This is a genomic window from Marinococcus halophilus (genome assembly GCF_900166605.1).
GTDB classification, from domain to species: Bacteria; Bacillota; Bacilli; order Bacillales; family Marinococcaceae; genus Marinococcus; species Marinococcus halophilus.
Map to the genome: position 1 here is coordinate 113,083 of NZ_FVZD01000004.1, position 21,947 is coordinate 135,029.

Consider the following 21,947-nt stretch of genomic DNA (forward strand, 5'->3'; position numbering starts at 1 on the left):
TTAATTATTTTTCCACTCTGATTTTAAAATAGCGTAGATCATTACGTCCCGTCGTTCGCCCTGAATCAACAGCGACCGGCGCAGTGTGCCTTCGTGCACCATGCCGACTTTTTCCATAACTTTGGCTGAAGCGGTATTTTCAATGAAGCACCGGGCTTCAATACGGTGCAGGCCCATGGCTTCAAAGCCGAAGCGGATAATTTCCCGGGCTGCCTCCGAGCCAAACCCCTGATTCCAATGGTCCGGGGAAAGCGTATAGCCAATTTCTCCGTTAGAATGACCGCGATCCCAATGAACAAAATCGATGGTGCCTATCACTTTCCCGGAATCCTTGCGTTCGATGCCAAACGGCGCCCGGTCGCCGTACTTGTAGGAGTTCATCGTGATATTTAAAAAATCCTTTGTCTCCCCGCGGCTTCTGTGGGCATCCCATAAAACGTTACGGGAGACAAGTGGATTAGAAGCATATTCGTAAATATCCTCAAGATCTGAATAACGCAGGGCCCGGAGGCGAAGCCTTGACGTCTCCAGGGTGGGGAAGGGTCTAAAAGGTGATGTTGATGAATGATGCATAGGCCTTCATCCTTTACTGTAGCGCGCCCTCAAACGGTGCTTATTTCTTTGTTAATTATAGAATAATAAGAAATGCCCGAAATGACAATAGGCACAGAAAGCAGAAAAAAGGCATTCTGCGCAAATACAGAATGCCTCAATGGTTAAACAGGAGAATTTTGTTCAAGCTCTGTGCGTTCTTCTTCAGAAAACACCCGCGAGCGGGTCAAGAATCGTTTGCCTTCCGGTCCTTCAAGGGAAAACATCCCGCCCCGGCCATCGACAACGTCTATAATCAGCTGCGTGTGCTTCCAGTATTCAAACTGATCCTTCGACATATAAAACGGAGCGCCGCCAATATCGCCCATATACATGTCGCTGTTACCGGTTTTAAAATCGCCCTCCGGGTAACACATCGGGGCGCTGCCGTCGCAGCAGCCACCGGACTGGTGAAACATTAACGGGCCGTGTCTTTTCGTCAGCTTGTTGATCAGTTCAAGGGCAGCGTCAGTAGCGGTTACACGCTCTACTGCCATAACACTTCCTCCTTTTTAAATGCTCCTGGCCGCCGGATGCTTAAAAGAACCCTTTAGGCTGTTCGCTGTAGCTGACCAGAAGGTTTTTCGTCTGCTGATAATGGTCGAGCATCATTTTATGGTTCTCCCGGCCGATACCTGATTTCTTATAGCCGCCAAACGCTGCGTGTGCCGGGTAATCATGGAAGCAATTGGTCCATACGCGGCCGGCCTGGAGAGCACGCCCGAACCGGTACGCGGTGTTTATGTCCCGGGACCAGACGCCTGCGCCGAGGCCATATAGCGTATCATTGGCGATTTCCATGGCTTCTTCCTTTGTTTTAAAGGTAGTCACACTCAATACCGGGCCAAAGATTTCCTCCTGAAATACGCGCATTTTGTTGTTTCCTTTAAATATGGTCGGCTGCACGTAATATCCCTGCGAACGGTCTTCGTCGTCCACCTGGGCCGCTTCGCCTCCAACGAGCACTTCTGCGCCTTCCTGTTTCCCAATATCCAAATACGAAAGGATTTTATCCAGCTGTTCCTTGGAAGCCTGGGCTCCCATCATAGTGTCAGTATCAAGCGGATGGCCGACATTGATGGCTTTGACGCGTTCAATGGCACGCTCGATAAATTTGTCATAGATGGATTCCTGAATGAGGGCACGGGACGGACACGTGCACACTTCCCCCTGATTTAAAGCAAACATTACGAACCCTTCGATCGCTTTGTCGAGATACGAGTCGTCTTCGGCCATCACATCTTCGAAGAAAATGTTCGGTGATTTGCCGCCGAGCTCAAGCGTTACTGGAATAATGTTCTCTGACGCGTACTGCATGATCAGGCGGCCGGTGGTTGTTTCACCAGTGAATGCCACTTTGTCGATGCCTTCATGCTGGGCGAGCGGCTTACCGGCTTCGACCCCGAACCCGCTGACTACATTCAGTACCCCCGGCGGAAGAAGATCTTCGACCAGCTCGAGTACCTTATAAATCGAAGCAGGCGTCTGCTCGGCTGGTTTCAGCACAATGCAGTTCCCGGCAGCTAGGGCAGGAGCGATTTTCCAAATGCCCATAAGGATTGGAAAGTTCCAAGGAATAATCTGCCCGACGACGCCAAGCGGCTCGTGAAAATGATAAGCTACTGTATCATCGTCAATTTGGCCAATTGTTCCTTCCTGGGCACGGATGACGCCCGCAAAGTAGCGCAGGTGGTCGATAGCAAGCGGTATATCAGCATTCAGCGTTTCACGTACCGCTTTACCATTTTCCCAGGTCTCGGCAACCGCAAGCATTTCAAGGTTTTCTTCCATCCGGTTCGCCATTTTATTTAAAATATTGGAACGTTCTGTAGTCGAGGTCTTGCCCCAGGCTTCTTTTGCTTTATTTGCTGCCGCTACAGCCGCGTCAACGTCCTCTTTCGTTGACCGGGCGACCTGGCAGAAAACGGTACCGGTGACCGGGCTGACATTGTCGAAATATTCGCCCTGGGCCGGCGCCCTGTATTCGCCTCCAATAAAGTTGTCATACTTGTTTTTAAAATGTACCAGGCTTTCAGGGGTGTTTGGTGCATCGTATCTCATGCAAAATCCTCCTTCGTATTAGAGAAAAATTGGAAACGTTTACACAAGTTCATTATAGCACCAATTAAAAATAATGAAAATATAGAAGTTTAAAAAAAAAAAACCCGCCGGTGCCGGCGGGGATTGTTTTAATGAAGGCCTGAGGTAACGTGTTCGATCTCCTGCAGGGTGCTGTCAATTTCGTCAAGCAGGCTGTCTGAAAGCTCAAGCTCTGCCGCTTTTAAATTCTCGTCAAGCTGTTCGGGACGGCTCGCCCCGACGATGGTAGAGCTTACGCCCGGTTTTCGGAGAATCCAGGCAAGAGCAAGCTGGGAAAGCTTAACGCCGAGTTCGTTACGGGCCAAATCCTCCAGTTTCACGACATTTTCAAGAATGCGGTCGTCCATGAAGCGTTCCATCGCAAAATTAATATCTGAATTAGCAGCCCGGCTGTCGGAAGGAGGCTGTTCCCCCGGACGGTACTTGCCGGTTAAGATGCCCTGGGCGAGAGGGGAGAAGACGACCTGGCCGAGTCCTTCCCGTTCGCTGATTGGAAGGACTTCTTTTTCAATGTAGCGCACGAGCATATTGTAGATTGGCTGATTCGACACCGGCCGGTGAAGATTCCGCTTATCGGCCACGTGGGCTGCATCGCTGATTTGGGTGCCGGACCATTCGCTGAATCCGTAATACAATATTTTCCCCTGGCGTACGAGGTCGTCAAGGGCCATCATTGTTTCTTCTAAAGGAGTATCAGGATCATAACGGTGGCATTGGTACAGATCCATATAATCAGTTCCCAGCCGCTGGAGGCTCGCATCGCACTGCTCCATAATATGCTTACGGGAAAGCCCGCGGTCGTTCGGGCCATCTCCCATTGGAAAATACACCTTTGAAGCGAGCACGTAGCTGTCGCGCTTGTAGGAGCTGAGTGCTTTACCTACGACTTTTTCTGCTTCACCTCTGTTATAGACGTTTGCCGTGTCAAAGAAATTAATGCCGTTTTCATAAGCATGCTGAATAATGTTCCCGGCGGTCTGGTCCTCCACGGATGAACCGTAGGTGAGCCAGCTGCCGAGGCCGATTTCACTTACCTTCAAGCCTGAATTGCCCAATCGACGATATTTCATACCAACACGTCCTTTTCATAAGTATAATTCGCTGCGGCAAAAAGACAGGTTACGTGAAGGGTATTCCTCTGTTTAAAGAATTGTAAACAAGCCGGAAACAAATGTTGAAGCAAACAAAAGAAAAACAGGTATGTTATTCTAGGAAAAAAAGCAGGATAAGAGAGGGATGCAGGTGGACTATTACATAACGAGAATGCAGAAGGAGCACTGGCCCGAGGTCCGGGACATATACGAAATGGGCATTATGAGTGAACACGCCACTTTTGAAACGGAGGCACCGTCGTGGGAGCTGTGGTCAGCAACGCACGACCTGGCCTGCCGGCTCGTTGCCATTGACAGCACGACCGAAAAAGTAATCGGCTGGGCCGCACTCGCACCAATTTCCGGAAGGGAAGTATATGAAGGTGTAGGCGAGACGAGTGTCTATATCCACCAGGACGAGCGCGGCCGGGGCGTAGGCGGCACGCTGTTGGAGGCATTGATTGAAAAAGCGGAAGCGGAGGGCTACTGGATGCTTCAGGCCGGCATTTTTCCGGAAAATGACTACAGCCTGCGGATTCACCGGCGTAAAGGCTTCCGTGAAGTAGGCATACGGGAGCGGATCGGCAAGATGCAGGGGCGCTGGCGTGACGTGGTGCTGCTTGAACGCCGCAGCCAGGTGATCGGCGTAGATGAGGAAGACAATTATGATGATTGATCTTCCTCTTTTTTGTAGCGCTCCTTCCACTTTTCGATTGAAGCAATCATGTCATCCATTTCTCTGGTGGTAATTTTCGGGTAGCGGTTTAGGGTTTCCTGCACGTGCCGGGCTTCGGGTGGAAGCGTACGGTTGTCACGGGAGAAAAAGGCAGCTACGGTTCCGGTTACAACACCGATCAGGCCGATGCCGACGATCATCAGAATGCTTGCAATAATTCTGCCGGCTGTTGTCACAGGAATGAAATCCCCGTACCCGACTGTGGTAGTGGTGACAATTGCCCACCAAAGCGCCTCCTCATATGTGTGAAAATCGGGTTCAATCCAGCGCATGGAAAGACTGGCCGCAAACAGAAGCACGCCGACAATAATGACAGCCCTGTCTATATGGTATTTAGAAAAAAACACGTCAAACGGAGAGTGCTTCCGGCTGAAAAGCACAATCAAACGCAGAACTTTTAAGAGACGAACGAGGCGGGCAGCACGGAAAATTTCCCCGAGCGGTAAAATAGCAATCAGCTCCAGCGGGTTGTTTTTAATGTATTTCCATTTGTTGTCGCTTGCAAAAAAACGGACAGTAAAGTCAATAACAAATAATACATAAATAAATATATCGAGTGCCCGTGCCTGGTCCGACGGCAGATCTACCGTCAATGAAAACATTAAAAGAGCGGCAAGGATCAGCTCATAAATTGCTTCAAATGAAATACGCACAGTGTTGCCCCCTTCTACAGCAGTTTAGCCATCATGATTTCGTTAACGTACGTGCCGTGGGCAAAAAGCGAGTCCTGTTTAACTCCTTCTTCCTGAAAGCCAAAATGCTCGTATAGCGCCCGGGCCCCAGTATTGTCCTCTATAACGGTCAGCTCCAGGCGGCGGAGCCTGCGCTCTTTGGCCCATGCTTCGAGATGCCGGAGCAGCCGTTTTCCAATGCCCAGGCGATGGTATGCCGGGAGCAGGCCGATAACAACAGAGGCGGTCCGGCAGTTGCGAATGGTGCTGCCCCCAACGCCCATTGCGTGTCCAACAACTGTACCCGCATCCTCCACGATAAAAAGCACAAGGCGGTCCTTCATAATAAACTCGTTCACCATATGCTGATGCTGGTTGGCCGTTGGCTTGCGTTCTCCCGGCTCCATCAGCATATAAGAAGTTTCATTATCGAGCTGTTGCGTAAACGCCAGGTGATCGTTGGCGTCGGCTGGCTCGATCAGCCGAATCTTCATATGTATCTCTCCGTTCTAAGCTGTTTGCTTCGGGTATTCCTACATTATAGCGTGCGAACAGACGGACGCCAAACCGTTCCTGTGTTACAATTTTGCTGACAGACTAGAATGAACGGAAGGAACGAAATAATGAGTAAGCAAAACAAGCCGGAAGCCCCGGTAGAAAAAAATGAATTAATAGAGACTACAATTGAAGATTTAACTCACGAAGGACACGGGGTAGGGAGAGTCGAAGGATACGCACTGTTTATCCCTTACGCTCTGCCTGGCGAACGAATCCAGGCAAAGGTGATTAAAACGAAAAAAGGATATGGCTTTGGAAAGCTGATTACCGTTCTTGAAGAAAGCAGCGAACGGACGGAAGCGCCTTGCCCGATCTACGTAAAATGCGGCGGCTGCCAGCTGCAGCATATGACCTACGAGGCACAGCTCCATTATAAGCATAAGCAGGTGAAGGACGCGTTCGAACGTATCGGTGGCCTCAACGAAGCAGTGGTCCGCGATACAATCGGGATGGAGGACCCATGGCGCTACCGCAATAAAGCCCAGGTGCCGATCGGTGTGAAAGAAGACGGACGGTTGAAAGCAGGATTTTACCAGAAACGGACGCACAACATCATTGATATGGATGAGTGCATTATTCAGCAGAAAGAAAACGACGGTGCTGTCCAGCAGGTAAAGGATATCGCCAGCCGGTTTGGCATGAGCGCCTACGATGAAGAAAGCGGACGCGGGTTTCTCCGCCACGTCGTAACACGTTATGCACCGACCACCGGCCAGCTGATGATTGTCGTTATCACAAACGGAAAGAAAATCCCGGACGAGCAGGCTTTTATCGAAGCTGTGCGTAATGAAGTAAAGGATACCGCAAGCATCGTTCAAAACGTGAATACGAAGCGCACGAACGTGATCTTTGGCGAAAAAACAAAAACGTTATGGGGCGAAGACTACATTTACGACCACATTGGCGGCGTGAAGTTTGCGATCTCCGCGCGGTCCTTTTACCAGGTGAACCCGGTCCAGACAAAAACGCTGTACGATAAAGCGCTGGAGTATGCGGACCTGCGCGGTCATGAAACGGTTATTGATGCTTACTGCGGCATCGGTACTATTTCCCTGTTCCTCGCAGAAAAAGCCCGTCAGGTGTACGGCGTGGAGGTAGTGCCGCAGGCCGTGAGTGATGCCAAGCGCAACGCCCAGCTGAATCATTTTGATAATGTAACCTTCGCGGCAGGGAAAGCAGAGGAAGTGATGCCGTGGTGGGTCAAAGCAAACGACCTGCGTCCGGACGTCGTTGTGGTGGATCCGCCGCGGAAGGGCTGCGACGAACAGCTGCTTGATACAATGCTTGAGGTAGCGCCTGAACGTATCGTATACGTTTCCTGTAACCCGGCGACACTCGCCCGGGATTTAAAGCACCTCGTGGAAGGCGGCTATGAGGTCGTCGAGGCCCAGCCGGTAGACATGTTCCCGCAGACGACGCATGTGGAAGTAGCCACGAAATTAGTGAAAAAGTAAAGTGGGAGCCTGCAGAAAGCACGCCGGCAATTCAACTGGATACCAAAAACAAGGAAGGTCCCGGGCGGGGCCTTCCTTGTTTTATTACTGATTATCTTCCCCAAAAGCTTCCGGCAGCATTTTAAAACCTTCAATCTCTGCGTCCTCTTCAATCTCGATCATAATGCACCGCTTTCCCTGGTAATTGACTTGTCTCACGTATTCAAGATCCTGCGGGCTGATGGCGATGTTGGCGATTTTCGTGTTGATTTTAATGGATTTAGAGTTGTATTTCGGCACGATGCTGCTTGCTTTCAGCTCGTACGTTTCGTTATCGGTCACCCGCTGAAAGGCCGTTTTTACTTTATCGGTCTCCACCTGCTCGCCGCTCTGCTGGAGTACCCGTTCGACGTCTCTATAGTCAAGCGTCGGCGAGGTATCCTCTTCGTTTTCTTCGACGACCCGGTGAATTTCTCCGTAGACGTTCGCAAGCGTGGAAGGATTCACCTGGTCGCCGACCACGTCTCTTACAATATCCTCGAATACCGTTTTGTTTTCTTTGGCCGTGATGATCTCTTCGCCGTTCAGCACGTCCTCAATGAACCGGTAGTCCGGATCATTGGGCTTTGAGGCCGCGTAAAGCACATGATTGACATCGGCGGCCCCGTCGGTCATTGCAGGAAACAAAAAGCCGGCCAGCGGATGTTTAAGATCGATAACTGGATCGGCCTCGACCTTGTATTTGAATTCCTTCTCAATATAGTCGAATTGCATTTCTTTTTGCGGCTCTTCTGTTTTATTAATACTGCAGAGAATAAAAGCATTGGAATACACCGCATCACGGTCACTCGTTTCTGCCTCCTCGTTCCGCTGCTTTGCCGGCTTTAAATAATCGGCACGGATAAAGGTAATAACGGTATCTTTTTCATACGGATGGTCTTCGATCATTTTTTCAGTTATGCGAAGCATCTGTTCCTTCCAGTCTTCAACATTGCGGCTCAAAAGGCCTTTGTGAAGAATGAGCTGGCTGGAGTCTTCAATGTCCCGCTGAAATTTCAGCTCGAATAGCTTTTCATCGAGCTGCCCGGTGAGAACTTTTTTGAAATTGGCCATAAACAGCTCCTGCTGGTCGTTGTCGAGCATTTCGAACGGGTGGCTCTGGTGGTGGTAAACCTCGGTTGTTTCTTTCATTATGTAGACATTAAAAATGTCGGAAATGGTTAGCAGGTCATTGTCTGTTTTTAATTGCCTGCGAAGATCGGCAATGTCTTTTTTATCCATTGGTAGTCCACTCCTGAGCTGTTTGAAGAATTATTAGCTTATTAATTTTAACATATCATAGAGATTCTGGTTCCGGCTGGTATAAAAAAGCCCGCTGCATTTAAGCAGCGGGACTCTCGCATTTATCTGTTCGATGGGCTGCCGAAGTGACGGCGGATTTCTTCGCCGTAGTCATCGGTCAGCGTCATGGAGGATTCGTAATCAGGCGAACGTTCTACAGCTTCGCGGCTCACACTGGCAGTGGCACTTTCGTCAATAGCACTGAACTGATTAAACCGTTCCACTGGAACAAGAGAGTGGTCACTTGAAAGGGCACCAGCGGTATCGATTTCGATAAACTGAACACTCCAGTCGTTTGTGTCAAAAACAACGTCAGAAATGGTGCCGATGTTTTCACCGCTCACATCGACATCATAGCCGCGGAGATCCTTCGTACTCTGCAGATAGTAGTCTTCTTTGTTCCGGGCAGCTTCCATTTCATTTTCTTCTGCGCCGGTGACCGCTGTGTCACGTGCAGGACGCGCATTATTATCATCGTCATCCGTCGGGGCAAACGGTCCGCCTACAGGCATGGCAGGTCCGGTGCCGGTGCTTCCGGCTGTTGGGATCCAATAAGGCTCCAGGTTGTAATAATTTAACACTGAAGATTCATACGAACGGGAAATAGGTTCATGTTCGTCCGGCTTCGGGCTGTCTTTAATCTGGTCTTTCGAAGCATTCATCTGAATGGCCTGGCCGGCCAGATCCATCCGGTCAATTAGTTTGGGACTGAGCAGAACTTTTCCGCCCACAAACCACGTACGGGTATCAGCAACGATAAATCTAACTTTCCATTCGCCTCTGGAATCAAAATAAACGTCAGAAACCGTTCCAACAGCTTCCTCATTGGTAGCTGAAATCCAAAACGCCTGAAAATCTTTTGTGCGTACGAGCAATTACTGCACCTCCTGAAGAAAATAATTGCTGATACCCGGCTTATTGCCTGAGAGGGATGTTTTTAAACTAAAGGCTGGCTTGTTTTAAGTTACATGATTACTAAGTCTCGATTTCAGCGGGGGAAGGGGAATAGACCTAACAGATCGTGAAGGGAAGGGCCAACCTTTGTATCAATTCTCCAAAAGACATTGACTTTGATAATCATTTTCAATTAGTGTATGCACTGTAAATAAGAGCTTGAAACGGAGCTTTTATTTTTTTGAATTAATTGATAATGATTCTCATTATCTGCAAATACCAAATAATGGAGGAGACGATATGCCGGTTGTGAAGGAAGAGTCCCATACCGCATTTGATAATGAATTTCTAACCAACGTTGGTGATCAGGGCAGAATTCTTGAAATGTTAACCCGGACGTCTGCCTATATAGCGGAATTTTTCAAAGAAAGTGAAAGGCCTGTGCCCGCAGCAGGAGAGTCGCAGATGAAGCATTTCTTTCAAGATATAAAGCAGGAACATGCATTTGATAGTGTGCTTAAGGAAGTAATGGAGCATATTATGAAACGCTCTTTAAACATCAGCCACCCTCATGCGATGGCGCATCTGCATTGTCCGCCGCTTTTGTCCGGGGTGTGCGCAGATGTAATTGTAAGTGCTCTAAACCAGTCGATGGATTCCTGGGATCAAAGTCCGGCAGCGACAGCAGTAGAAATAGAAGTAGTGAATTGGCTGTGTGAATTGTACCAGCTGCCTCAAGCTGCTGCGGGAACATTTACGACTGGAGGCACGCAGTCGAATTTTATGGGGCTGCTGCTTGCAAGAGACCAGTACTGCGCACGGAAATTGTCCCATGATGTAAAAGCCGATGGCCTTCCTTCGGAAGCAGCACGATTTAAAATTTTTTGTTCAGAGGAAGCACACTTTACAGTCAAAAAATCGGCAGTTCAGCTTGGCCTGGGAGAACGGGCAGTAATAGGAGTGCCGGCAGATGAGCATAAAAAGATGAGTACCGAAAAGCTCGAAGCCTTTATTCAGGAGGCAAGGGAAGCCGGTGATCATCCAATTGCTATAGTAGCTACTGCCGGGACTACTGATTTTGGAAGCATTGATCCACTCGAAGATATTTATCATACGGCAGATAAAGAGAATCTGTGGATGCATGTGGACGCAGCGTTTGGCGGGGCGTTAGCGCTCTGCAGTGATCACACTGCCAAACTTGAAGGAATAGAGAACGCAGATTCCCTGGCGGTGGATTTTCATAAACTATTTTATCAGCCGGTCAGCTGCGGGGCCTTTTTGGTTAGGAGCCGGGATAGTTTTCGTTTTATCAGGCATGGGGCGGAGTATTTGAATCCGGAGGATGACAGAGAGCAAGGCTTTACGAACCTTGTGGACTATTCGATGCAGACAACCCGCCGATTCGATGCACTTAAATTATTGATGACGATCCGTACTGTTGGCACGAAAAAATGGTCGGAAATGATTGGCCATGGGTTAAAACAGGCCGGGTGCCTCGCGGAAAAAATTAACGATGAGCCAGCGCTGCACCTGGTAATGAAGCCGGAAATGAATGCAGTGGTGTTTAAATACGACCCTGAGCATTCCTTTGCAAAAGCCGAAGAGGATGAGATCAATAGAGAAATTCAGCAGCAATTATATGCTTCAGGCGAAGCGGTCATTGCCAAAACAAAAATAGATGGCAGGCAGTTTTTAAAATGCACTCTGCTGAATCCTTTAACGACAGAAAAAGATATTGATCATGTAATCGAGGCGGTCATTGAAGCAGGACGGGAAATTGAACTTCTACGAAGGAGGAAAAGTGTTGAATTTTAAACAGAAAGCAGCAGAAGCTTCGATGCAGAGCTTTATCAATTGTTATTTGCGTGAAACCGGAAGCGGCGCCTGGGGAGAAGCGGAATGCCGCGTGGAGCTGTCCCATCAAAAAATTGAACTGATCCTGCCGGTAAAATACCGCTCGTTGACCCACCGGCATATCTTTCATTTTCCGCTTTATTATAAAACCCTGGAAAGCGGCCCCCTCCTTGAGCTTGATTTGCTGACCGCCGGGGCTTTGCTTTTGAAGGAACTTTCGCTTGAATACGGTGATAACGGAGGAGAAGAAGAGATGATGCAGCGGGTGCTGCAGAGCTTTGAGCTCACAGAGTGGTTTTTGGAAGCACGCAAAGAGCAAAAGGGAGAAATCATCTCCCGTTACATTGATTCAGAACAGGCCCTGCTGCTCGGGCATCTACTGCACCCGACCCCTAAAAGCCGTCAGGGAATGGAACGCGAAGAGGAAAGAAACCTGTATTCTCCGGAAACCGGCGGACGTTTTCAGCTGCATTTCTTCCGGGCGCCATCAGAGCAGATAGAGGAAGCATCGATGGAAAAAGAAAGCGCGGCGGCTATCGTAAAAAACGAGCTCCAAAATGCTCCAGAGACAGAGGAATTATTTAAAGAGGACTATTGCCGTTTGGATGATGGCTATGCCCTGCTTCCGGTGCATCCGCTTCAAGCAGAGGCTCTGCTTCGGAAGGGCTCCATTCAGCGGAAAATAGAGCAAGGAGAATTAGCGTATCTTGGCCCGGCCGGCCGGAGCTTTACAGCGACTTCCTCGATCCGGACCCTTTACCATGAGCAGTCACCGTATATGCTGAAAGTCTCCATTCCGGTGAAGATTACTAACTCCCTGCGTGTCAACCAAAAAAAGGAAATGGCGCGCGGCGTAGAAGTGGAAAAGCTGATGCTGAGCAGGATTGGAAAAGAGACATCACAATTTTTCCCGGGGTTTGAAATTGTTCGTGATCCGGCATATATCGCCCTTAAAGGTGAAGAAGAAACAGGCTTTGAAACGATTATCCGGCAAAACCCTTTTCAGGAAACTATGGACGACCAGGTGTCACTGACCGCAGGGCTGGTGCACGATGCTTACGGAGAAGGAAGTATGCTGGGCAATCTGATCCGAAGCCTTGCCCGGGCAGAGAACCGGAGCACTGCCGAAGTAAGCCGGGACTGGTTCCGGCGGTATTTATCAATCTCCCTGCATCCGATGCTTTGGCTGTATATGACCCATGGCATTGCGCTTGAAGCCCACCAGCAGAATTCCGTTGTGCGTTTTACTGGCGGCTATCCGCAGGTGTTTTACTACCGGGACAACCAGGGCTACTATTTTGCACGCTCGAAGGAAGCACACTTAAAAGAGTACGTGCCGGAGTTGAATGCCTCAAGCGATACTGTATGCGCAGATGATATTGCAGACGAGCGCTTTCGTTACTACTTTTTTATCAACCATTTGTTTGGACTGATTAACGGCTTCGGAGCTTCAGAATTAATTGAAGAAGCGGAGCTGCTGCGAATACTCCGCGAGGAGCTTAAAGATGCAGAAAAAGCGTTCGGCCGTTCCTCTTTAACTGAAAGCCTTCTTGAACAAGAAACAATCCCTTCCAAGGGTAATCTGCTGACCCGCTTTTTTGATATGGATGAATTGGTCGGCTCCCTTGCGGAACAGTCCGTTTATATTCTTATTTCAAATCCGTTGACCGAAAAGGAGTGCTTGCAGCATGAAAGCCCAGCCATCTAATTCTCATATTTTTAACCGGGAGCCGGACGGGGCTGAAGGTGAACGTATTCAATTCCGTGCAGTTGATGAAACGGCCGACTTTCACATGCTGCACGGCTGGATGCACGAGACCCACGTGGTGCCGTTTTGGCAGCTGAATATGGGTGAAAGTAAGTATCGGACCCATCTGCACAAGGCGCTAAATGATCCCCACCAGACACTTTACATCGGAGAGCTCGACGGGCGCCCCGTCAGCTACTGGGAAGTGTATTGGGCGGCGGATGACATAATTGGTTCCTATTACAGGGCGGAACCGGCAGATCAGGGCGTGCATCTTTTGATTGGGCCTCCGGAAGAAACAGGGAAAGGCTACGCCCTGCCGCTTTTAAAGGCTATGCTTTCGGTGCAGTTCCAATACGCCCGGACTGCCCGGATTATCGCAGAACCCGATATCACCAACGACAAAATGATTCATGTGTTTAAAAAAGCGGGGTTTGAGTCTGTGAAGCCGGTAGACCTGCCGGATAAACGGGGGCTTCTCATGGTTTGCAGACGGGAGACATTTGAAGGAGGTACAGCCGGTGGGAGCTGAAACAGAAGTATATGATGTACTTGGCATAGGCATTGGCCCATTCAATCTGGGCATGGCAGCGCTTGTGGAAAACGTAGCGGAAATCCAGGGCGTATTCCTGGATGAAAATGAAGTGTTTGAGTGGCACGGCGGCATGCTGCTTGATGGCACCAGCCTGCAGGTTCCTTTTCTTGCTGATCTGGTCACGATGGCAGACCCAAAGAGTCCCTACTCCTTTTTGCAATATTTGCAGGAAAAGGACCGGCTGTATGCTTTTTATTTTTATGAAAAATTCCATATCCCGCGTCTTGAATACAACGACTACTGCCAGTGGGCAGCGGAAAAGCTTTCCTCTTGCAGGTTTGGCCGGCGTGTGACCAATGTATCCTTTTTAGAAGAAGGCAGACTGTATAAAGTGGAAGCGGTGCGTTCGAATGCTGAGACACCAGAATACTACTATGCCCGGCACATCGTGACGGGCACGGGCACAAAACCGTCGCTTCCTCTCTGGGCAGAAAAAGGAGAAGATGTCTGTCATTCTGCTGATTACCGGTACCGCAGGAAGGCACTGCTTCAAAAGAAGAGCATTACGGTGGCAGGCTCCGGCCAGAGCGCCGCTGAAGTTTTTCTCGATCTGTTGAAGAAGCGGCCTGAGTACGGATACAGGCTGCACTGGTATACAAGGTCTTCAGGATTTTTCCCGATGGAGTATTCCAAGCTCGGGCTGGAGCATTTTTCGCCGGAATATATTAGTTATTTCTACCACCTTGATTCTTACACCAAGGAGCAGCTGCTTCAAAAGCAGGATCTTCTGTATAAAGGGATCAGCGCTGACACCATTGCTGCGGTGTACGATGAGCTTTATGAGCAGACGATCGGGGGGGAGAGCGAGGACATCACTCTGCAGGCAAATACGGAAGTGATGAGCACGGAGAGAACGCTGGCCGGCAAAATGAAGCTGTTTTTAAAAGAGATTAACTACGGTATGGAATACACCGAAGAAACGGAAGGACTAATCGCGGCTACAGGCTATCAGCCGTCTCCGCAGCCGTTTTTAAGAGGTATTGAAGCAAGCCTGCGGCGTGATAATCACGGGCGTCTGCAGATTGATGAAAAGTACCGCGCTGTACAGACTGAAAAGAACCATCATGTGTTTATTCAAAACGGGGAAATGCACACGCACGGCGTTGGAGCTCCGGATCTTGGGCTTGGAGCGCATCGGAATGCGGTCATCATTAATCAAATCGCGGATCGGGAAGTTTATCCTGTCCGTTCTAAAAATGTTTTTCAGCAATTTAGAAGAGAAAAGACCGGGGTTTTCGCGTAAACCTGTAAGCCTAATCTTAAAAAGAAGGGAAGAAAGCAGATGAATCCATATACGGCTGAATCCTTTGGAGCCGTCCAACAGCGGCACTGGGAGGAAGCGAACCAGCGGTTAACAGCGAAGATGCTGCAGGAATTTTTGTATGAAGCTATTATAGAAGCAGAGATTGTAAAAGAAGGATCCCCTCAAATGCTTCAAGTAGAAGCGTCTGGAGCGGTTTATACATTTTCTGCACGCAAGCGGCTTTTTGACAGTGTCTACGTGTACCCGGAAAGCATTGTAAAAAAAGAACACGATATGGAAGTACCTGTGCGGGCAGATGCTTTTCTGCTTGAACTTCAGCAAATGGCACCAATCTCGAGTGAGACCGCCGGCCATTTACTGAAAGAATATTATCATACCCTGACCGCAGACTGCCATTTGCTGGACAAACAAACGACAGCTGCCGAGCTTGCGGAAATGGATTATTTGCAGCTCGAAGGAGAAATGGGCGGGCATCCATGGATCACTTACAATAAAGGCCGCATTGGCTTCAGCTTTCAGGATTACCTTTCTTATGCTCCTGAACACAAGCAGGAGGTTCGTTTGTTCTGGATAGCGGTCCATCAGGAAGCAGCTTCGTTTCAAACGGTACACGCTGATGGCTACCATCGTTTAATAGAAGAGGAATTGAGTGGAACCAAACGGGAGCATTTTAGCGATCTTATCAACCGGGCTGGGCGAGAGCCGGAGGACTATTATTACATGCCGGTGCATACCTGGCAGTGGGACAATCACATTGTGACGCTTTACGCTGAGTATATTGCCAGAGGATGGATCATTCCACTGGATTATGCGGAGGATACGTACCTGCCCCAGCAATCAATCCGCACGTTCGTAAATACAGAGCATAAAACAAAAAAACATGTAAAGCTTCCGGTCAGTATTTTGAATACGCTGGTGTACCGGGGGCTTCCCAGTGAGCGGACCATGGCGGCCCCGGAAGTGACGAAGTGGATTCAGACGGTCAGAGACGAGGATTCGTTCCTGAGGAATACGTGCAGGGTGGGGCTCCTCGGGGAAACAGAGACGATCGATGTGCCGCACCCTGCGTTTCACCATCTGCAGGGAGTGCCGTATCAGTATACAGAAATGCTTGGGGCTGTCTGGAGAGAAAGTATTTATATGGCTGTGGAAGAGGACGAAAAACCAGTAACGCTGGCGGCCCTTCTGCACGAGGATGCGAATGGAAAGCCTCTGGTGCTCGAATACGTGGAGCGGTCGGGATTAAGTACAGAAGCCTGGATTAAACAGCTATTTGATGCCGTGCTTCCTCCGCTGCTGCATTACATGTATAAATACGGCACCGTTTTTTCGCCACACGGCCAGAATACGATCGTGGTGTTAAAGAACTACAAGCCGCACCGGCTTATTATGAAAGACTTTGTGGATGACGTAAATGTGAGCGATCAGCAGCTGCCGGAGCTCAAAGGCTTGCCGGCCCGGCTGAAACAGGTTTTACGCTGCGAACCGCCGGAAGGACTCGTGCAGTTTATCTTCACGGGGCTGTTTATCTGCCATTTCCGCTACCTGTCGGATCTGCTTGACCGGGAAAACTTACTTGCAGAGCATACATTCTGGAAAATGATAGTTGAAACAATTGAAGCGTATCAAAAACGTTTTCCGGAGCTTGCTGAACGTTTCCAGCTTTTTAACCTTTTTCAGCCAGCCATGGTGAAGCTTTGCCTGAATCGGAACCGCATGCTTGATTACGGGTACGGAGACGATGGTGATCGGCCGCACGCTTCAGAGCATGGATTCGTTGAAAACGCGCTATATATGGTTCGCGTACCTTACACTTAAGCCAGGGAAGCTCCCTGGCTTTTTGTATGAAAAAATATAATAAGTATGCATTTATATCATACTAAAGACATATGGATTGTTTGAGCGGAAGAAAAGTATTATAATAATTCTAATGTGCAAGTCACCCCACAATCAATCTAAATGTTGGAGGAACATAAATTGCAAAAAGAGTATAGCCTGGATTCGACTGAATTTCCGTCGCTTAAATCCGTTTCGCAGAAAATATTTGATATTATAGCAGATCAGCTTGATGTTAATACAGCTTACATCACCAAACGAGGCAACAATGAAATGACTGTTATCAGCACGTTTAATAAGAAAGAAGAGATTATTCCAGAAGGCTATTCGGTAAAATATAGCGACACATATTGCAGAAAGATCATTATGAATGAAGAAGATGCTTTCTGTACCGAGAACTTGACCAGAGACGTCATGACAAAGGAGCTGGAGGTCACCTCCCAGCTTCAGATGAAAGGCTTCCTCGGCGTCACGCTGACCGACCTGGATGGTAACGTATTCGGTACCTTGTGCGTCATGGATCCGGAAGAGAAAATATTCAGCCAGGAGGACGTGGATTACTTAAAAGCTATGGGGAATGTGCTTGCCCATATCATCGAACTCGACCATACACAGTACAATCTCGGTTTTTTGAATGTGCCGATCATTCCGGTCCGCACTGGCATATCTATACTCCCGGTCCAGGGCATCATTGATGAAAAACGGGCGGAGATTATCACCCGGACTGTTCTGGAGTACGCGGCGAACCAAAAAATTGAACACCTTGTAATTGATCTGTCCGGGCTGGTAATTGTGGATGGTGAATTTCCACACGTGTTTATTAACGTCATTCACGCCCTGAAGCTGATGGGGGTTAACATTTTACTCACAGGTATATCCCCGGCGATCGCCCAGCACGAATTAAGCAATAATGAAATTTTAAAAATGAACATCCATATTTCAAGAAATCTTGAAGCTGCATTGGAGCATATTGGTTTCCATCTCCAGTCTCAATGAAGCCGGTGTCCACACCGGTTTTTTTGCTATCAAAGGTATTGTTGGCGTTTTCCCGTAAATAAATCTATAAAGACAGCATCTCATGGATTTCTTCTTTAATCATGCTCCAGGCCTCTGTCTGGATATCAGTAAGCATAAAATGCTCTGCGTCGGGAAGCTCAAGATACTTGATGGGCCGGTAGCCGATTTTTGCCGCCTGGTTATATTGGGCGCTGATGCCAACAGGTACGTTCACATCGAGCGCTCCGTGCACAAGTATCTGGGGGACATCAATAGGAATCAGGTCAAACGGCGACGTCTCAGTATAGCGCTCAGGAAATTCATCCGGGGAGCCGCCGAGCAGATCTGCGACAGGGTCCATGGGCTCCTGGGCGTTTGTGATTTTGTTGCGGTAATCGTGTATCTCGTGCATGAGGTGCATATCAAGCACACCGGCGAGACTCACAGCCCCGTACATGGATAACGGTTCAGCGAAATGGGATAATTCGCTGGTAGCCGGCAGGAATGGCCGGGCAGCGAGCCACAAGGCGAGCTGTCCCCCTGCGGAATGGCCAATAGAAAATATCCGCCGAACGTCGATAGGGTGAATGGCTGCGAGCTCACGTACGTAGTCTGCAGCCCTGCCAACATCATTAAACGTACCGGGCCAGCCACCTCCTTCATGGCCGATGCGACGGTATTCAATGTTCCATGTGGCGATCCCCTCCCGGGTTAAATCCTCTGCCACGTCCTGAATAATATCAAGGCCGAATGGCTTTTTCCAAAACCCGCCGTGAATAACCACAGCTAAAGGAAAAGGCCCTTCACCTTCCGGAATGCGAAGATCCCCGAATTGTTCTGTATGCTTACCGTAATAAATTCGTTCCATATTTTTCCCTCCTGTTCTCCTTTTATCATACCTGCTTTTGGTACAATAGATAATAGAAAATGCTGAGGAGGAGAGACGTGAGAATAAAAACGTTTTACGCCATAAGCGATAAAGGGCTTGACAGGAAGGTGAACGCTTTTCTGGACGACGCAGGCATTGAAGTAACGGATATTCAGTTTGGAATGAATTTCTTTTATTTCAGCGCGATGGTCGTATATCGGGATAACCAGGAAATAAATGGAGGGTAACTATGCAGTCATTAGTAAAAGCAATTGAAGGGGAGCAGCTGTATCTGCGTCCATATACGAAAGAAGAAGTACCGGCTTTGTATGAAGCATTTAACAATAATCAGATTGCCCGCCAGTTTACAGGAACGAATCATATTTATACGCTGGAGGATGTAGAGCGCTACATTGAAGGGGGCGATGCCCACGCAGATGTCCGCCTCGGCATTTTCATGCAGGGAAATGATCAATTAATCGGAGACACTTCGTTTATTGACATCGACACGCCGGCAAGCCGCCAGGCAAGGTTTCAAATGGTCGTTTTTGACGATTATATAGGACAGCGTTTCGGCACAGAAGCAACCAAGCTGATGCTTGAATATGGGTTTGGGAAATTGAATTTCCACCGGATTGAGCTCGAAGTCTTCTCGTTTAACACCCGCGCGATTCATGTATACGAAAAGCTTGGATTTGTTCACGAAGGAATGAAGCGTGAGTGCCGTTACTACGATCATCAGTACTACCACGCTGTGATAATGAGCATACTTGAACAGGAATACCGGGAAAAGTATCGCTAAGCCGCCTGCAGCCAGGCGGTTTTTCACTTTATGAAACCCAGCGGGAAAATAATTATTCAATGAAGGTGACAATGTGAAAGAAATTTACAGTAGCGTGGTGCAGTTTCGCGGCACCCATTACGAATTTGGCAAATACCAGGGAGAACGCCTCGCCGGGTCATTGTCTGTCGAAAACCGGGACAAGCAATGGAAAATACGCAAGCCCCGGTTTCAAGTGGACATAAATGAAACCAAAGAAATGTTTATGAATCTGGCGCCCGGCATCTGGGAAGAGCTTGAAGGTCTGCAGGACGGCTTAAAGTGGGATATGGAAAAAATTATTATGCATTTTTCCGGCTATCGTCTTGAAATACCTAAATCAGGCTGCTCTATTATGACAGGGGATAATTATCTGGTTCGTAATTATGACTATCACCCAAAAACCTACGAGGGCAGGTACACGTTGTTTCAGCCGACGGATCAGGGCTATGCGATGGTTGGCCCTTCGCAGCGGGTAACCGGCCGGATGGACGGAATGAACGAAAAACAGCTTGCGATGGGCTATAATTTTATGCACCGGAAAAAGCCGGGAGATGGATTTATCTGCTCAATGATTGGGCGCCTAATATTAGAGGTGTGTGCTTCTGTGGAGGAAGCTGTCGACATGCTGAAGGAAATACCGCACCGCCACTCGTTCAGCTACGTGGTGCAGGACATGAAGGGAACCTCTCAAGTTGTGGAGGCATCGCCGCGTGGAGTGATTGCACGGGAAGACCATGCATGCACCAACCACTTTGAAAAAATGCCGGAAGAGAACCGTCATTATCTGGTGGATTCAAAAGCCCGCCAGGCGGTGATGAAGCAGGAAAAGCAAACAGCTCCTTCGGCGGAACAAGCGTACCGGCTGCTGAACAATACCGAAGGCGGCGTTTTTTCGGATAATTACCATAGCTGGGCGGGCACCATTCACACATCCGGCTATCTTTTGCGGGAACAAAAAGCGTGGTTCGCGCTTGGAGGCGACCAAAAGCCGTATGAAATCGATTTTTCCCGCTGGCTGAAAGGTGAAGATGTACCTGAGAAGTATATGTACGGCCAGGTGGATACCGGCATGAAGTTTCTTCATATGGACCAGAACGTAAAATAAACCGGCACCTGGCCGGTTTATTTTTTATATACGGGCGTCCCAGTTTTTCTGTTCCTCCTGCTTCATCTGGTCTTCGGCCTCCTGTGGATATGCTGTGCGGAAGGCATGATGATCTGCTTCCACCACTTCGACCATTTTCGCAATCATGTCATCAGGATCAAACTGGCTGTCGAGAATTTGTTCCATTTCGCCGATCGACTTTTCAGGCGTGAAATTTTTCTTAGGATCGTACCATTTCCATTTTTCTTCAAACATCCGGTCATTAAAGCCGGTTTCATACGGACCGGGATTGATGGTTGCTACCTGGACGTTAAATTCTTCAAGCTCTGCCTTCATCGCCTTGGCGATAGCCTCAATGGCATGCTTGGTGGAGGCATAAGCAGCAAGGTAAGGCATGCCTACTATGCCGGCAATGGAGCTAAGAAAGATTATTTTGCCCCGGCCTTTTTCCACGAATTTTTTTGCGGCGATCTGGGCGTTTTCGAGCGTGCTGAATACGTTGGTTTCGAAAATATCGCGAACGCGGTCAACTGGTATTTCAGCTATCGGCCCGCCTTCACCAATGGCTGCGTTTGCAACGAAAATATCGTAGTCATAGTCAGCGACCAGTTCCTGGTCCCGTTTGTTGGTAATATCAAGCTTAATTACTTCAAGATTTACTCCTGCTGCTTCTGCTTCCTCCCGCAGACTGGTAATCTGCGCCATTATCTCGACTGCTGCAATTACGTGGTGGCCCTTTTTAGCCAGCCCAAGTGCTGTGCCTTTTCCAAGCCCTGTACCGGCACCGGTAATAAATATTGTTTTACTCATGAATCGTATGCCCCCTTATGGAAATCATGGTAGTAATGAGCCGTTTCCGTTTGGATGAAAAGCGAAACGCTCCTTGGGCCGGATACATTGCGGTCAGCTTCAGCTGTGTGAAAGGGAATGCGCAGGCTCCCGGCGAATTACCTACTAAGGGTGTTCAGCACTTATGAAATTTTAATATCGGAGGCTGATTATATGAATAGAATTAATCTGATTACCCTTGGGGTCAGGAACATGACTGTTTCCGTGCAATTTTACCGGGATGGACTCGGCTTTGAAACTAATACCGAAGAGGACGCCCCGGGCATTGTTTTTTTTAATAACGAAGGCACTAAGCTGGCGCTTTATCCACTAAAGGAGCTGGCGAAAGACACTGGGGAGAAAGTAGAGGACCCGGGCCGGGGTTTTTCAGGAATGACTCTTGCATATAATGCCAAGTCTGTTGAAGAAGTGGATGCCATTATTCAGCAGGCTGCCTCTGCAGGCGGAAGGGTGGCAAAAGAACCGGAATGGGTATTCTGGGGAGGTTATAGTGGTTATTTTAAAGATCCGGATGGTTACATTTGGGAAGCGGCATATGCAGAATTTTGGAAGTTTGATGAGCAGAATATGCTGATTTTAGAATAAAGGAGAAGAT

The 21,947-nt window shown here is 48.7% G+C and carries 22 protein-coding genes; 12 read left to right on the forward strand and 10 right to left on the reverse strand.

All coding sequences use genetic code 11. The features are described 5' to 3' along the window. The 4 genes from B5066_RS01710 to B5066_RS01725 form a co-directional block, all read right to left on the reverse strand. Complete coding sequence (locus B5066_RS01710; RefSeq protein WP_079474233.1) at positions 1–573, reverse strand: GNAT family N-acetyltransferase; 573 nt, start codon at positions 571–573, stop codon at positions 1–3. 143 nt (positions 574–716) lie between these two features. Continuing rightward, positions 717–1,088 carry a DUF779 domain-containing protein gene (locus B5066_RS01715; RefSeq protein WP_079474234.1) on the reverse strand — a complete coding sequence of 124 codons (372 nt, stop codon included), beginning with the start codon at positions 1,086–1,088 and terminating at the stop codon, positions 717–719. A gap of 40 nt (positions 1,089–1,128) precedes the next feature. Next, positions 1,129–2,652: an acetaldehyde dehydrogenase ExaC gene (exaC, locus tag B5066_RS01720; RefSeq protein ID WP_079474235.1), complete on the reverse strand. Its 1,524-nt coding sequence runs from the start codon at positions 2,650–2,652 to the stop codon at positions 1,129–1,131. A 128-nt stretch (positions 2,653–2,780) separates the two neighbouring features. Continuing rightward, the gene (locus B5066_RS01725; RefSeq protein ID WP_079474236.1) at positions 2,781–3,761 is read right to left on the reverse strand and encodes an aldo/keto reductase family protein; all 981 of its coding nucleotides are present in this window, start codon (positions 3,759–3,761) and stop codon (positions 2,781–2,783) included. 166 nt (positions 3,762–3,927) lie between these two features. Between B5066_RS01725 and B5066_RS01730 the strand changes: the two genes are divergently transcribed. Continuing rightward, the gene (locus B5066_RS01730; protein WP_179124008.1) at positions 3,928–4,458 is read left to right on the forward strand and encodes a GNAT family N-acetyltransferase; all 531 of its coding nucleotides are present in this window, start codon (positions 3,928–3,930) and stop codon (positions 4,456–4,458) included. On the opposite strand, the gene B5066_RS01735 is transcribed toward B5066_RS01730, so the two are convergent. Both B5066_RS01735 and B5066_RS01740 read right to left on the reverse strand, forming a co-directional pair. Then, positions 4,446–5,171: a potassium channel family protein gene (locus B5066_RS01735; protein ID WP_079474237.1), complete on the reverse strand. Its 726-nt coding sequence runs from the start codon at positions 5,169–5,171 to the stop codon at positions 4,446–4,448. The genes B5066_RS01730 and B5066_RS01735 overlap by 13 nt on opposite strands. 14 nt (positions 5,172–5,185) lie before the next feature. Beyond that, the gene (locus tag B5066_RS01740) at positions 5,186–5,683 is read right to left on the reverse strand and encodes a GNAT family N-acetyltransferase (protein ID WP_079474238.1); all 498 of its coding nucleotides are present in this window, start codon (positions 5,681–5,683) and stop codon (positions 5,186–5,188) included. A gap of 129 nt (positions 5,684–5,812) precedes the next feature. Between B5066_RS01740 and rlmD the strand changes: the two genes are divergently transcribed. Continuing rightward, entirely contained in the window at positions 5,813–7,201 is a 1,389-nt protein-coding gene (gene rlmD / locus B5066_RS01745; protein WP_079474239.1) for a 23S rRNA (uracil(1939)-C(5))-methyltransferase RlmD, read from the forward strand. Between the two features lie 84 nt (positions 7,202–7,285). On the opposite strand, the gene B5066_RS01750 is transcribed toward rlmD, so the two are convergent. Further along, positions 7,286–8,461 (reverse strand): DUF4317 domain-containing protein, encoded by a 1,176-nt coding sequence (locus tag B5066_RS01750; protein ID WP_079474240.1) that lies wholly within the window; start codon positions 8,459–8,461, stop codon positions 7,286–7,288. Between the two features lie 122 nt (positions 8,462–8,583). Then, complete coding sequence (locus B5066_RS01755; protein WP_079474241.1) at positions 8,584–9,396, reverse strand: PRC-barrel domain-containing protein; 813 nt, start codon at positions 9,394–9,396, stop codon at positions 8,584–8,586. A gap of 319 nt (positions 9,397–9,715) precedes the next feature. On the opposite strand from B5066_RS01755, the gene B5066_RS01760 reads away from it, so the two are divergent. From B5066_RS01760 to B5066_RS01785, 6 genes are all read left to right on the forward strand, one after another. After that, complete coding sequence (locus tag B5066_RS01760) at positions 9,716–11,230, forward strand: pyridoxal phosphate-dependent decarboxylase family protein (RefSeq protein WP_079474242.1); 1,515 nt, start codon at positions 9,716–9,718, stop codon at positions 11,228–11,230. Further along, complete coding sequence (locus B5066_RS01765; protein ID WP_143745378.1) at positions 11,217–12,977, forward strand: IucA/IucC family protein; 1,761 nt, start codon at positions 11,217–11,219, stop codon at positions 12,975–12,977. Before B5066_RS01760 ends, B5066_RS01765 begins: the two co-directional genes overlap by 14 nt. After that, the gene (locus B5066_RS01770; RefSeq protein WP_079474243.1) at positions 12,958–13,548 is read left to right on the forward strand and encodes a GNAT family N-acetyltransferase; all 591 of its coding nucleotides are present in this window, start codon (positions 12,958–12,960) and stop codon (positions 13,546–13,548) included. Before B5066_RS01765 ends, B5066_RS01770 begins: the two co-directional genes overlap by 20 nt. After that, a complete protein-coding gene (locus B5066_RS01775) occupies positions 13,538–14,854 on the forward strand; it encodes a SidA/IucD/PvdA family monooxygenase (RefSeq protein WP_079474244.1) in 1,317 nt (438 codons plus the stop codon). The genes B5066_RS01770 and B5066_RS01775 overlap by 11 nt, the downstream gene beginning before the upstream one ends. A 39-nt stretch (positions 14,855–14,893) precedes the next feature. Then, positions 14,894–16,693, forward strand: coding sequence for an IucA/IucC family protein (locus B5066_RS01780; RefSeq protein ID WP_143745379.1), 1,800 nt, complete (start codon positions 14,894–14,896; stop codon positions 16,691–16,693). Between the two features lie 159 nt (positions 16,694–16,852). Continuing rightward, complete coding sequence (locus B5066_RS01785; RefSeq protein WP_244897326.1) at positions 16,853–17,707, forward strand: STAS domain-containing protein; 855 nt, start codon at positions 16,853–16,855, stop codon at positions 17,705–17,707. Positions 17,708–17,771: 64 nt separating this feature from the next. Here the strand turns inward: B5066_RS01785 and B5066_RS01790 are convergent, their stop codons facing one another. Beyond that, positions 17,772–18,575, reverse strand: coding sequence for an alpha/beta hydrolase family protein (locus B5066_RS01790; protein ID WP_079474246.1), 804 nt, complete (start codon positions 18,573–18,575; stop codon positions 17,772–17,774). A 77-nt stretch (positions 18,576–18,652) separates the two neighbouring features. Here B5066_RS01790 and B5066_RS16645 point away from each other — a divergent pair, with 77 nt between their 5' ends. From B5066_RS16645 to B5066_RS01800, 3 genes are all read left to right on the forward strand, one after another. Further along, positions 18,653–18,823, forward strand: a complete 171-nt coding sequence (locus tag B5066_RS16645; protein WP_179124009.1) for a hypothetical protein — start codon at positions 18,653–18,655, stop codon at positions 18,821–18,823. A 2-nt stretch (positions 18,824–18,825) separates the two neighbouring features. After that, positions 18,826–19,377: a GNAT family N-acetyltransferase gene (locus B5066_RS01795; RefSeq protein ID WP_079474247.1), complete on the forward strand. Its 552-nt coding sequence runs from the start codon at positions 18,826–18,828 to the stop codon at positions 19,375–19,377. Between the two features lie 73 nt (positions 19,378–19,450). Further along, entirely contained in the window at positions 19,451–20,503 is a 1,053-nt protein-coding gene (locus B5066_RS01800; protein WP_079474248.1) for a C45 family autoproteolytic acyltransferase/hydrolase, read from the forward strand. A gap of 24 nt (positions 20,504–20,527) precedes the next feature. On the opposite strand, the gene B5066_RS01805 is transcribed toward B5066_RS01800, so the two are convergent. Further along, on the reverse strand, positions 20,528–21,313 hold the full coding sequence (locus tag B5066_RS01805; RefSeq protein ID WP_079474249.1) for an SDR family oxidoreductase: 786 nt from the start codon (positions 21,311–21,313) through the stop codon (positions 20,528–20,530). Positions 21,314–21,505: 192 nt separating this feature from the next. Between B5066_RS01805 and B5066_RS01810 the strand changes: the two genes are divergently transcribed. After that, positions 21,506–21,937 (forward strand): VOC family protein, encoded by a 432-nt coding sequence (locus tag B5066_RS01810; protein WP_079474250.1) that lies wholly within the window; start codon positions 21,506–21,508, stop codon positions 21,935–21,937. The last annotated feature ends 10 nt before the right edge of the window (positions 21,938–21,947 follow it).